The sequence below is a fragment of the Sphaerisporangium rhizosphaerae genome, from assembly GCF_042665155.1.
GTDB classification, from domain to species: domain Bacteria; phylum Actinomycetota; class Actinomycetes; order Streptosporangiales; family Streptosporangiaceae; genus Sphaerisporangium; species Sphaerisporangium rhizosphaerae.
Genome location: NZ_JBHTCG010000005.1, coordinates 304,709 through 317,272, shown reverse-complemented (window position 1 = coordinate 317,272; position 12,564 = coordinate 304,709). Strand labels below are relative to the sequence as shown.

Below are 12,564 nucleotides of genomic sequence, written 5' to 3'. Positions count from 1 at the left end.
GCACTCGGCTAGTGAGAGTGCCAATCAATAATGCGACGAGGCAGGTCTGACACCCGCGACGGCAGGCCGCTGGTCGCCTCTTCAGCTCATCACCACAATCTGAAGGGGAGGTCCGATCGTGACGACCGCCACCAAGGTTCCCGTTAAGCCGCTCGGCGACCGCATCGTGGTCCAGCCGCTTGAGGCCGAGCAGACGACCGCTTCCGGACTGGTCATCCCGGACACCGCCAAGGAGAAGCCCCAGGAGGGCAAGGTCCTCGCGGTGGGCCCGGGCAACTGGGACGAGGACGGCGAGAAGCGCATCCCGCTCGACGTCAAGGAAGGGGACGTGGTCCTCTACAGCAAGTACGGCGGTACCGAGGTCAAGTACGGCGGCGAGGAGTACCTCGTGCTCTCCGCCCGCGACGTTCTCGCGATCATCGAGAAGTAAGCCCCGGGGCGCGTAAGCGACCACCTGTACGGAGCCTTACCCGAATACGCGTGTCAAGCCCCGGGCCCTTTCACGAGGCCCGGGGCCTGACGCTGGGAGGACCTTTTAATGCCCAAGATCCTGGAGTTCGAGGAGGACGCGCGGCGCGCTCTTGAGCGCGGCGTCAACGCCCTCGCGGACGCCGTCAAGGTGACCCTCGGGCCGCGCGGCCGCAACGTCGTCATCGACAAGAAGTTCGGTGCGCCGACCATCACCAACGACGGCGTCACCATCGCCCGCGAGGTCGAGCTCGACAAGCCTTACGAGAACCTCGGCGCTCAGCTCGCCAAGGAAGTGGCGACCAAGACCAACGACGTCGCCGGTGACGGCACCACCACCGCCACCGTGCTCGCCCAGGCGATGGTCCGCGAGGGCCTGCGCAACGTCGCGGCCGGCGCGTCGCCGCTGTCCCTCAAGCGCGGCATCGACCTGGCCGCCCGCGCGGTCAGCGACCGCCTCCTCGAGCGGGCCCGTCCCGTCGAGGACAAGAAGGAGATCGCCAATGTCGCGACGATCTCCGCGCAGGACGCCAAGATCGGCGAGCTGATCGCCGAGGCGTTCGACAAGGTCGGCAAGGACGGTGTCATCACCGTCGAAGAGTCCAACACCATGGGCCTGGAGCTCGAGTTCACCGAGGGTCTCCAGTTCGACAAGGGGTACCTGTCGCCGTACATGGTGACCGACCCCGAGCGCATGGAGGCCGTCCTCGAGGACGCCTATGTCCTGCTCCAGCAGGGCAAGATCTCCTCGATCGCCGAGTTCCTGCCGCTGCTCGAGAAGGTCGCCCAGACCAAGAAGCCGCTGTTCGTGGTCGCCGAGGACGTCGAGGGCGAGGCCCTGGCCGTCCTGGTCACCAACAAGATCCGCGGCACGTTCACTTCGGTCGCCGTCAAGGCGCCCGGCTTCGGCGACCGCCGCAAGGCGATGCTGCAGGACATGGCGATTCTGACCGGCGGCCAGCTGATCTCCGAGGAGCTCGGCCTCACGCTGGCCAACGCCGGCACCGAGGTGCTCGGCACGGCCCGGCGCATCGTGGTCACCAAGGACACCGCGACCGTCGTCGACGGCGCCGGCGACCCCCAGGCCATCCAGGACCGCGTCCGCGAGATCCAGCACGCCATCGAGCAGACCGACTCCGACTGGGACCGCGAGAAGCTCCAGGAGCGCCTCGCCAAGCTGTCGGGCGGCATCTGCATCCTGCGCGTCGGCGCGGCCACCGAGGTGGAGCTCAAGGAGAAGAAGCACCGCCTCGAGGACGCCATCTCCGCGACCCGCGCCGCGATCGAGGAGGGCATCGTCTCCGGCGGTGGCTCCGCGCTCGTGCACCTGGCCAAGGAGCTGGACGACCTCGGCCTGACCGGCGACGAGGCGACCGGCGTCTCCATCGTCCGCCGCTCGCTGGTCGAGCCGGCCCGCTGGATCGCCGAGAACGCCGGCCTTGAGGGCTACGTCGTCACGGCCAAGGTCGGCGAGCTGCCGGCCGGCCACGGCCTCAACGCCGCCACCGGCTCCTATGGCGACCTCATCTCCGAGGGCGTCATCGACCCGGTCAAGGTCACCCGCTCGGCCGTGCAGAACGCCGCGTCCATCGCCGGCATGCTGCTCACGACCGAGGCCCTCGTGGTCGACAAGCCCGAGGAGGAGGCTCCGGCCGCCGCGGGCCAGGGTCACGGCCACGGTCACGGCCACTGATCCGATCAATCGATCGAAGCACGGCTCCCGCCGCAGGGCGGGGGCCGTGCTTTTTTGCGTCGAATCGATTTTGCCGCCCCTCGATTTGACGGGACGGTAAACCGACCGGTGCGGCAGTGCGTCGGCCAGGGCGCTCCGCGCCGCCTGCGAGCTGGTGCGACATCTAACGAATATCCAGCGAATTCGGGTCGCGAGTGAAATATGCAAACACTACTGTGTTCGCTCGATTACCCTGCGTTATCGTCGCGTCAATGTGACCAATCCGTATCCGTTCACTATGACGACATGCGCGATCGTGGCGGGCATCATGCCTAACGTGACCGAGGGATGCGTCGCCGACGCCAAAGCTGGGGTAAGGCTTGCGACGAGATCGGACGAGTCCGACCTCAGGGATCTGACGAGCCTCGCCGTGCAAGGAGATCGCACCGCGATCGAGTCACTGCTCGGGCAACTGCGCCCGATGGTGGTGCGCTATTGCCGTGCCCGTCTGGGCCGGGTGTCCGGCCATTACCACATAGCCGACGACGTGGCCCAGGAAGTCTGCATCGCGGTGCTGGCCGCGCTGCCGCGCTACCGCGACATGGGGCGCCCGTTCGCCTCGTTCGTCTTCGGCATCGCCTCGCACAAGGTCGCCGACGCGCTGCGCAGCTCGGTGCGCTCCGCCGTGCCCACCCAGGACCTGCCGGACGGTCCCGACCAGGGGCCGGGGCCGGAGGAGACCGTGGTGCGCTACATCGAGGCCGAGCACGCCCGCGCGCTGCTGTCGCGTCTTCCGGAGAACCAGCGCGAGCTGATCATTCTGCGGGTGGTGTCGGGACTGTCGGCCGAGGAGACCGGTAACGTACTGGGTATGTCACCAGGTGCGGTTCGCGTCGCCCAGCATCGGGCGCTGGCAAGGCTGCGGGCGATGGCCGACATGGAGTCGATAGCTTGACCGCCCTCCACCCGGCCCGTTCACTGCGAAAACGGGGGTCCGACGCCGACGCCGACGTGGTCAGGACGGACGCGATCATCGACGCGCTCGCCGGGCGGCGGCCTCTCGACCAGGACGCCGACCCTGTGGTGGGCCTGCTCCAGGCGCTCACCAGGGACGTCGATCAGCGGCTCTCCTCGGTGTCGATCACCCCGTCGACGTAGCCTCTGGCGTACTCCCAGCTCACGTAGTCGGCCGGGTCGGGGGCGAAGGCCGGCTCGTGCACCTGGGGGCGGCCGTGGTCGATCATCTGCCGCAGGTTGCCGCGCAGCAGGTCCCAGTCGAAGTAGTGCCGTTCACCGCACTCGGGGCAGTCGAGGACCAGCCCGAGAACCCCCTGGGGCTCAAGGAGCGAGCGGAAGACCTCTACATCGGCGAGGTCGGTCAGCGCCTCCTCGCGTTCGGTCGTGGTGAGCGGCTCGGAGTCGTCGAGATCACCGAGCACGGAGGCAGGGTCGTTGGGGTCTTCCGCGAAGGGGTCGCGGGGGACGTCTTCCAGCACGCATTCCACCTTATGACCCCCACCTACCCTGATGAGGGCAAGTGGCGGGGATGCCCAGGACGCCCGCCACCTCGCCTTCGCCTCCCGTGGCACAGCGGTCACGGCGGCCACACGCCGCCTGACGGCGTGAGGAGCGCCGGCCCGGCGAGCAGGAGACCCCGATTCTCCAGGGAAGGGACGGTCTGCGCCGATGGGGCAGGGGTTCGCGGGCCGAGGGAAGCGTGACGCCTCGCCGTGCGTTGTCCACACCGGGCGCCAGGACTGAGATCTCCGCTCTCTGGTGCCGAAAAGATGACAGGACCTGAAATTTCTCTGTCCGCTGTGCCACATCGACCGGCCGCCCACCGAACCGGCAGATCATCGGATCTCTCGACCCGTTCATCCACAGGTACGGACGGCCGCCTGATCGTCGGGCCGGTTGTCCACAGGGTCGCCGAGCCGGTGATGAGCGGACCACTAAACTGACCGCAGGGGGCCGGCGCCTTTCCCCATCTTGAGAGCGCCATGGCAGGAGGGTTGCAGATGGCCAAGTTCACCGAGCCGGGGCTCACGTTCGACGACGTGCTCCTGGTGCCCGCGTACTCCGATCTGCAGCCGGGTGACGCCGACACCACCACCCGCCTGTCGCGGTCGATCACGCTGCGCATCCCCCTGGTCTCCGCCGCGATGGACACCGTCACCGAGGCTCGCATGGCCGTGGCGATGGCCCGTCAGGGCGGCATCGGCATCCTGCACCGCAACCTCTCCATCGAAGAGCAGGCCCAGCAGGCCGATCTGGTCAAGCGCTCCGAGGCCGGCATGGTCACCAACCCGGTGACCTGCTCGCCCGACGACACCCTCGCCGACGTCGAGCAGCTCTGCGCCCGTTACCGCATCTCCGGCGTCCCGGTCACCGACCGCGGCGGCGTCCTGGTCGGCATCGTCACCAACCGCGACATGCGCTTCGAGACCGACCAGAGCCGGGTCGTGCGCGAGGTCATGACCCCCATGCCGCTGGTCACCGCGCCGGTCGGGGTCTCCCGCGACCAGGCGTTCCACCTGCTGCGCCAGAACAAGGTCGAGAAGCTCCCCCTCGTCGACGCCGAGGGCAGGCTGCGCGGCCTCATCACGGTCAAAGACTTCACCAAGAGCGAGCAATATCCTCTCGCCACCAAGGATTCCGACGGCCGCCTGGTCGTCGGCGCGGCGGTGGGCGTCGCCGGTGACGCCGAGCAGCGCGCCATGGCGCTGATCGAGGCGGGCGTCGACGTGATCGTGGTCGACACCGCCCACGGCCACTCCCACGGGGTGTGCGACATGATCGCCAAGATCAAGGCCAACGGCAGGGTCGACGTCATCGGCGGCAACGTCGCCACGCGCGCCGGCGCCCAGGCGCTCATCGACGCCGGCGCCGACGCCGTCAAGGTCGGGGTGGGCCCGGGCTCCATCTGCACCACCCGCGTCGTGGCCGGGGTGGGCGCCCCGCAGGTCACGGCCATCTACGAGGCGTCGCTCGCCTGCGGTCCCGCCGGGGTGCCGATGATCGGCGACGGCGGCCTGCAGTATTCCGGCGACATCGTCAAGGCTCTGACCGCCGGCGCCAACACCGTCATGCTCGGCTCCCTGCTCGCCGGCTGCGAAGAGTCGCCCGGCGAGCTGATCTTCATCAACGGCAAGCAGTTCAAGTCCTACCGCGGCATGGGGTCGCTGGGCGCCGTCCGCAACCGCGAGCGCGGCGGCTCCTTCAGCAAAGACCGCTACTCCCAGGAGAACGTCGCCAGCGAGGACAAGTTCATCCCCGAGGGCATCGAGGGCCAGGTGCCCTACCGCGGCCCGGTGGCGGCGGTCGCCCACCAGCTCGTGGGCGGCCTGCGCCAGGGCATGTGGTACACCGGCTCGCGCACCATCGACGACCTCCACGAGAACGGCCAGCTGATGCCCATCACCTCGGCCGGCCTCAACGAGAGTCACCCCCACGACATCCAGATGACCGTAGAGGCCCCCAACTACCACGGCCGCTGACTCCGCGCGCGCCAGATGGGATGACGCGCCCCGTGGACGAACGGGGCGCGCGAGGGTAATGACGTACGAGGACGCGCGAGTACAGCGGCGGCTTCACCGAGGGACGGGAACGACAAGAGCATGACTCAGGTAGAGATCGGGCGTGGCAAGAGCGGACGCCGCGGGTACGCGCTGGACGAGATCGGCATCGTGCCGTCGCGGCGCACCCGCGACCCCGAAGAGGTCTCCATCGCCTGGCAGATCGACGCCTACCGCTTCGACCTGCCGGTCGTGGTGAGCCCCATGGACAGCGTCGTCTCGCCCAGGACGGCCATCCAGATCGGGCGGCTCGGCGGGCTCGCCGTCCTCGACCTCGAAGGTCTGTGGACCCGCTACGAGGACCCGGCGTCGCTGCTGTCCGAGGTCGCCGAGATGCACGGCGAGGCCGCGACCAAGCGCCTGCAGGAGATCTATTCCGCCCCGATCAGCGACGAGCTCATCGGCCGCCGCATCGAGGAGATCAGGTCCGCGGGCGTCACCACCGCGGCGCGGCTGTCGCCCCAGCGCACCGCCCAGCACTACAAGGCCGTCATCGACGCCGGCGCAGACATCTTCGTCATCCGGGGCACCACGGTCTCCGCCGAGCACGTCTCCGGCCGCGCCGAGCCGCTCAACCTCAAGCAGTTCATCTACGAGCTCGACGTCCCGGTCATCGTGGGCGGCTGTGCCACCTACACCGCGGCCCTGCACCTGATGCGCACCGGCGCCGCCGGCGTGCTGGTCGGGTTCGGCGGCGGCTCGGGCCACACCACCCGCACCGTGCTCGGCGTGGCCGTGCCGATGGCGACCGCGATCGGCGACGTCGCCGCGGCCCGCCGCGACTACCTCGACGAGTCGGGCGGCCGGTACGTCCACGTCATCGCCGACGGCGGGATGACCAGCTCCGGTGACATCGCCAAGGCCATCGCCTGCGGCTCCGACGCCGTCATGGTCGGCTCGCCCCTCGCCCGGGCCGCCGAGGCCCCCGGTCGCGGCCACCACTGGGGCTCCGAGGCCCACCACGGCGAGCTCCCGCGCGGCGCCCGCGTCGAGGTCGGCACCATCGGCACCCTCGAACAGATCCTGCACGGCCCGTCCACCGTCGCCGACGGCTCCATGAACCTCATGGGCGCCCTCCGCCGCACCATGGCCACCGCCGGCTACTCCGACCTCAAAGAGTTCCAGCGCGTCGAGGTAGTGGTAGCCCCCCACGTCCCCTGACCCACCCGCGTGGAGGCTGGGCGTCAGGGGTGGTCCTCGGCCGTCGGGCACTCGGGCCTCGATGGGTACCAAGCTGACCCTTACCGCCGTTCACGGCTGGGGGCTTTCGCCTTCCGCCGTGGACGGGTGGGAGTTTCGGCGCCGGGACGGTGGGGTGGTGGGCGGCGAGGACGGCGCCATGTGCGGCGGGAGACCCGCGCGTTCCACGGCACCACGATCAGCTACAGGAGTCCCGCGGGGGAGAGCCTCCCGGGTCATGGGGCGGTGATCCAGGTGCCGTGTCTCATGACGCGGTGGACGGTGAGGTCCTCGTCCAGGACGACCAGGTCGGCGTCCTTGCCGACGGCGATGGAGCCGACGCGGTCGTCCAGCCCCAGCACGCGGGCGGGGGTGAGCGAGGCCATCACGGCGGCGTCGGCGACCGACAGGCCGACCTCCCGCACCGTGCGGCGGAAGGCGACGTCCATGGTCAGCGTGCTGCCGGCGATGGCGCCGCCCTTGACCAGCCGCGCTGCGCAGCCGGACACCTCGACCTCCATCGGGCCGAGCCGGTAGGTGCCGTCGCCCATGCCGGCGGCGGCCATCGCGTCGGTGATCAGTACCGCGCGGCCGGTGCCCGCGGCGCGGGCGGCCAGGCGGAGCATGGCCGGGTGGACGTGCAACCCGTCGTTGATCAGCTCGACGGTGACGCGCTCGTCCTCCAGCAGCGCGGCGACGGGCCCGGGCTCGCGGTGGTGCAGCGACGGCAGGGCGTTGTAGAGGTGGGTGGCGACCGTGCAGCCGGCCTCGATGCCGGCGATCGCCTGGTCGTAGGTGGCGTCACTGTGCCCCAGGGCGGCGATCACACCGTCCGACACGGCCGCGCGGATGGTGTCGAGCCCGCCGGGCAGCTCGGGGGCGATGGTGAGCATGCGGACGTGCCCCCGTCCGGCCTTGAGCAGGCCGGCGAGCTCGCCGGGGGACGGGTCGCGCAGCAGAGCCGGGTCGTGCGCGCCGCAGCGGGATCGCGCGATGTAGGGCCCCTCGAAGTGGATGCCGGCCAGCACGCCGTCCTCGCACAGTTCCGCCAGGGCGGTGGTGGCGCGGGCGATGTCGGCGAGCGAGGCCGTCACCAGGCTCGCCATGATCGTCGTGGTGCCGTGCGCGGCGTGGAAGGCGGCGATGCGCCGCGCCTCCTCCTGGTCGCCGGACGGGAACGACCCGCCGGCGCCGCCATGAGTGTGGACGTCGACGAACCCGGGGACGACGTACCGCCCGTCGAGGCCGTGCCCGTCGCCGTGAGGGGCGCGTCCGCGGCCGATATGGGTGATGCGCCCGTCCTCGATGGTGATCCAGCCGTCGTGCACACCTGCGGGGGTCACGACGCGGGCGTCGGCCAGTGTGATGCTCATGAGGACAGGATCACAGATCGGGTCAGGTGAAGTGGCTGGTCGGGGTCCAGGCCGAGGGCCTTGGCGCGGGCCACCGCGACCCGCTGGACGCGGACCAGCTCGGCCATCGGATCGGCGTTCCCACCGACGAAGGCGCCCCCCGCCGCGCGCACGTCCTCGGCGATCCCTTCGGGGGCGGTGCCGAGCATCCAGGTCACGCGGCCGGGGCCGGCGATGCTGATCGGCCCATGGCGGTACTCCATCGCCGGGTACGCCTCGGTCCAGGAACGGGACGCCTCGCGCATCTTGAGCGCGGCCTCCTGCGCCAGCCCGCACGTCCATCCCCGGCCGAGAAAGGTGAACTGCTCGGCCGCGACGAAGGCCTCGGGAACCGGCTCGGCGATGGCGCGTTCGGCGTCGGCGATCGCCTGGCCGAGGTCCTCGCCGAGGTGGGCGCGCAGCAGGGCGAGCTGCGTGGTGGCGAAGCGCGTCTGGACGACCGACCGCTCGTCGGCGAAGTCGAGGACCACGACCTCGTCGGCGAGGGACATCACGGGGGTCCGCGGGTCGGCGGTGACGACGGTCACCGGGGTGCCGTCGAGGCGGCGCAGCAGGTCGAGCACCTCGGTGGTGGTGCCGGACCGGGTCAGGGCGAGCACCCGGTCGTAGGCCCGGCCGTAGGCGGCCCCGGCGCCGGGCGGGGCCGCGGCCGTCCGTACGGCGAGCGGGGCTTCGGCGGCCGGGGAACCCGCGGAGGTCGGTGTGGCGAGCGGGACTTTGGTGGTGTGAGCACCCGCGGAGGTGGGTGCGCCGAGGGGGGCTTGGCGGGTGCGGGGGCTCGCGGAGGCCGGCACGGCGATGGGCGCCTCGGAGGCGGCGAAGGCGTCGGTCTCGCCGTGACCGGCGCGTTCGCGCAGGACGGCGTACGCCTGGGCGATGAACCAGGAGGTGCCGCAGCCGACGACGGCCACGCGCTCGCCGGGCCGCGGGAGGGCCGCGGTGGCGGCCATCTCGGCTCCGCGGCGCCAGCAGGCCGGTTGCGAGGCGATCTCCATCTCGGTGTGCGTTGTCACGGGCCCTCCTCCACGCGTTTGCTCTCTTCTGCGGGTTTTATCACAGTAATGAGCATGATTGCGCAGACGAGGTCGGGCGGACAGGTGAATGTGGCCGGGTGGTGTGCGACGCTTTCGGACCATGAGCCGGTATGAACGCTGGAACTCCCTGCTGGAGCTCCTCGCCCAGCAGGGGCGCCTCACGGTGGAGGAGGCCGCGGACACCCTCGGGGTGTCGACCGCGACGATCCGGCGCGACTTCGACGAGCTCTCACAGCAGCAGATGCTCATGCGCACGCGCGGCGGCGCCGTCGCCCAGAGCGTCAGCTACGACCTGCCGCTCCGCTACAAGACGGCCCGGCACGCCGGCGAGAAGCAGCGCATCGCCGAGGCGGCGGCCGCCCTGGTCCAGCCCGGGGCCGTGGTCGGCATGAACGGCGGCACGACGACGTCGGAGGTCGCGCGGACGCTCGCCGTGCGGATTCCGGCCGGCGCCCAGATCACCGTCGTGACCAACGCGCTCAACATCGCCGCCGAGCTGACCGTGCGGCGGAACGTCAAGCTCGTCGTCACCGGCGGGGTCGCCCGGCCGCAGTCGTACGAGCTGATCGGCCCGCTGGCCACCGGGGTGCTCCAGCAGGTCACCCTGGACATCGCCTTTCTCGGGGTCGACGGCATCGACGCCGGGGCGGGCGCGTCAGCCCACCACGAGGGCGAGGCGAGCGTGAACAACCTGCTGATCGGCAGGGCTTCTCGCGTCGTCGCCGTGGCGGACGCCTCCAAGGTGGGCCGGCGCGCGTTCGCGAAGATCTGCGACATCGGCCAGATCGACACGCTGATCACCGACGCGAGCCTGACCGACGCCGACGCCGCCGCCTTCACCGACGCCGGCCTGCGGGTGGTGCGGGTCTGAGCGGCGGAAAGATCTACCGGTGGGAGGTGGGGCGCACGGGGATCGGTGGGGTGGTTGATGGAGCACGGCACGCGTGAGCCGGTCCATCGGCGATCCGCGCCGACCCCGGTGGAGCACGCCTATCGCATGCTGGTATCTACTCACGGGTAGAAATTGGACACGACGCGACAAGCCGCACCCCAGGGGGTCGCAGATGACAGCGCACACAGCCGGCGGGGCCGATGCGGGCACAGAAGCGAAGGCCGCGCATGGCGGCGACCCGGCGGCGCGAACGGGCGGGGACGCGTGGCAGCGGGCCCGACGGCGCGTAGGTCCGCGCGGGCACGAGGTGCCTGAAAGTGGCGTAGGCGTGGAGCGTGTCGACTCATCGGTTCAGTGGGAGGGTGCTGAGGTGGAGATCCGCGACGGCGGCATGCATTCGGCGCGCATGGGCCCGGCCGAGCGGTCGGCGGCGCTGACCCGGATGGCCGATCCCGACTACGAGCTGGACGTCTTCGTGGTGGGCGGCGGCGTGGTCGGCTCGGGCGTGGCGCTGGACGCCGTGACGCGCGGGCTCACCGTCGGCCTGGCCGAGGCGCGCGACTTCTCCTCCGGCACCTCCTCCCGTTCCTCCAAGCTGATCCACGGTGGCGTGCGATACCTGGAGCAGCTCAACTTCGACCTGGTGCGCGAGGCGTTGCAGGAGCGGGCGCTGCTCCTGCAGCGCATCGCCCCCCACCTGGTCCGTCCGGTGCCCTTCCTGTTCCCCCTGACCCACCATGTGTGGGAGCGGCCCTACGTCGCCGCCGGGCTGACCCTGTACGACACGCTCGGCTTCTCCACCGGGCTCACCCGGGGCATGCCGGGGCACCGGCACCTGTCGCGGCGCCGGGCGCTGCGGCTCGCTCCGGCGCTGCGCAAGTCGGCGCTCACCGGCGCGGTGCAATATTGGGACGCCCAGGTGGACGACGCCCGGTACGTCACGACGATGCTGCGCACGGCCGCCTCGTACGGGGCCCACGTGGCCTCGCGCACCAAGGTGATCGGCTTCCTGCGCGAGGGCGAGCGGGTCACCGGCGTCCGGGTGCGCGATCTCGAGGGCGGGGCGGAGCTGAGCATCCGCGCCCGGCAGGTGGTCAACGCGACCGGTGTGTGGACCGACGAGATCCAGGAGATGGTCGGCGGACGCGGCCAGATCCACGTCCGCGCGTCCAAGGGCGTGCACCTGGTGGTGCCGCGCGACCGCATCCACTCCCTGACCGGGATCATCCTGCGCACCGAGAAGTCCGTGCTGTTCGTGATCCCGTGGGGACGCCACTGGATCGTGGGCACCACCGACACCCAGTGGTCGCTGGACAGGGTGCACCCGGCCGCCTCCCGGCAGGACATCGACTACGTGCTCGACCACGTCAACGAGGTGCTGTCGGTGCCGCTGACCCGCGACGACGTCGAAGGCGTGTACGCGGGGCTGCGACCCCTGCTGGCCGGAGAGTCGGAGGAGACCTCCAAGCTGTCCCGCGAGCACGTCGTGACCCACCCCGTGCCCGGCCTGGTGATGATCGCCGGCGGCAAGTACACGACGTACCGGGTGATGGCCAGGGACGCGGTCGACGCGGTGGTCCACGGACTGGACCAGCGGGTGCCGGCGTCGTGCACCGACAAGATCCCACTCGTCGGGGCCGAGGGCTACCAGGCGCTGTGGAACGCCCGCCACCGGCTGGCGCGGTCGTCACGGCTGCACGTGGCCCGCATCGAGCACCTGCTCCAGCGGTACGGCACGATGATCGACGAGGTGCTGGCCCTGATCGAGCGGGATCCGTCGCTGGCCCGGCCGCTGTCGGGCGCCGACGACTACCTGCGCGCCGAGATCGTGTACGCGGCGACGCACGAGGGCGCCCGCCATCTGAACGACGTGCTGGCGCGGCGTACGCGGATCTCGATCGAGACCTTCCACCGGGGCACGGCCGTCGCCCAGGAGGCGGCCGAGCTGCTCGCCGGGCCGCTGGGCTGGGACGCCGAGCAGGTCAAGCGCGAGGTGGAGTACTACGCCAAGCGCGTCGAGGCCGAGCGCGCCTCGCAGGAGCAGGACACCGACCAGGAGGCCGACGCCATCCGCCTTGGCGCCCCCGACATCGTCCCGGTCCCCGAACCCGACACCAAACCGGTCTGATCCGTCCGCGATCCGCGCTCCGGAGATCGAACCTGCCTGATCGTCTGGTCCGCGCTCCGGAGGTCGAGCCGGTCTGATCGGTGCGGTCCGCGTTCCGGAGATCGAGCCGGTCTGATCGGTGCGGTCCGGAGATCGGGCCGGTCTGACCGGTGCGGTCTTCGGTTCCGGCGTCGAGCCGGTCGGTCGGGGCTGCCGTTGGCCGCA

At 70.8% G+C, this 12,564-nt stretch carries 11 protein-coding genes; 8 read left to right on the top strand and 3 right to left on the bottom strand.

The genetic code is table 11. The annotated features are described in order from the left end of the window. The first annotated feature begins 118 nt into the window (after positions 1-118). The 4 genes from groES (at position 119) to ACFQSB_RS10415 (ending at position 3,298) form a co-directional block, all read left to right on the top strand. Positions 119-430, top strand: a complete 312-nt coding sequence (groES, locus tag ACFQSB_RS10430) for a co-chaperone GroES (protein ID WP_055482820.1) — start codon at positions 119-121, stop codon at positions 428-430. A 108-nt stretch (positions 431-538) separates the two neighbouring features. Next, entirely contained in the window at positions 539-2,161 is a 1,623-nt protein-coding gene (groL, locus tag ACFQSB_RS10425) for a chaperonin GroEL (protein ID WP_380825900.1), read from the top strand. A gap of 307 nt (positions 2,162-2,468) precedes the next feature. Further along, a complete protein-coding gene (locus ACFQSB_RS10420) occupies positions 2,469-3,095 on the top strand; it encodes a sigma-70 family RNA polymerase sigma factor (protein ID WP_354837622.1) in 627 nt (208 codons plus the stop codon). Beyond that, complete coding sequence (locus tag ACFQSB_RS10415) at positions 3,092-3,298, top strand: hypothetical protein (protein WP_354924561.1); 207 nt, start codon at positions 3,092-3,094, stop codon at positions 3,296-3,298. Before ACFQSB_RS10420 ends, ACFQSB_RS10415 begins: the two co-directional genes overlap by 4 nt. On the opposite strand, the gene ACFQSB_RS10410 is transcribed toward ACFQSB_RS10415, so the two are convergent. After that, a complete protein-coding gene (locus tag ACFQSB_RS10410; protein WP_354837475.1) occupies positions 3,259-3,636 on the bottom strand; it encodes a DUF5319 domain-containing protein in 378 nt (125 codons plus the stop codon). The two genes, ACFQSB_RS10415 and ACFQSB_RS10410, sit on opposite strands and share 40 nt — an antisense overlap. 522 nt (positions 3,637-4,158) lie before the next feature. Between ACFQSB_RS10410 and guaB the strand changes: the two genes are divergently transcribed. Beyond that, the gene (gene guaB, locus ACFQSB_RS10405; protein ID WP_354837473.1) at positions 4,159-5,637 is read left to right on the top strand and encodes an IMP dehydrogenase; all 1,479 of its coding nucleotides are present in this window, start codon (positions 4,159-4,161) and stop codon (positions 5,635-5,637) included. A gap of 120 nt (positions 5,638-5,757) precedes the next feature. Next, positions 5,758-6,876 carry a GuaB3 family IMP dehydrogenase-related protein gene (locus ACFQSB_RS10400; protein WP_354924559.1) on the top strand — a complete coding sequence of 373 codons (1,119 nt, stop codon included), beginning with the start codon at positions 5,758-5,760 and terminating at the stop codon, positions 6,874-6,876. A 254-nt stretch (positions 6,877-7,130) separates the two neighbouring features. Here ACFQSB_RS10400 and nagA read toward each other — a convergent pair whose 3' ends face one another. Both nagA and ACFQSB_RS10390 read right to left on the bottom strand, forming a co-directional pair. After that, positions 7,131-8,267, bottom strand: a complete 1,137-nt coding sequence (nagA, locus tag ACFQSB_RS10395) for an N-acetylglucosamine-6-phosphate deacetylase (protein ID WP_380825897.1) — start codon at positions 8,265-8,267, stop codon at positions 7,131-7,133. Beyond that, complete coding sequence (locus ACFQSB_RS10390) at positions 8,264-9,319, bottom strand: SIS domain-containing protein (RefSeq protein WP_380825895.1); 1,056 nt, start codon at positions 9,317-9,319, stop codon at positions 8,264-8,266. Before ACFQSB_RS10390 ends, nagA begins: the two co-directional genes overlap by 4 nt. 121 nt (positions 9,320-9,440) lie before the next feature. Between ACFQSB_RS10390 and ACFQSB_RS10385 the strand changes: the two genes are divergently transcribed. Continuing rightward, a complete protein-coding gene (locus tag ACFQSB_RS10385) occupies positions 9,441-10,211 on the top strand; it encodes a DeoR/GlpR family DNA-binding transcription regulator (RefSeq protein ID WP_380825894.1) in 771 nt (256 codons plus the stop codon). A 412-nt stretch (positions 10,212-10,623) separates the two neighbouring features. Then, positions 10,624-12,360, top strand: coding sequence for a glycerol-3-phosphate dehydrogenase/oxidase (locus ACFQSB_RS10380; RefSeq protein ID WP_354837620.1), 1,737 nt, complete (start codon positions 10,624-10,626; stop codon positions 12,358-12,360). Positions 12,361-12,564 lie beyond the last annotated feature (204 nt).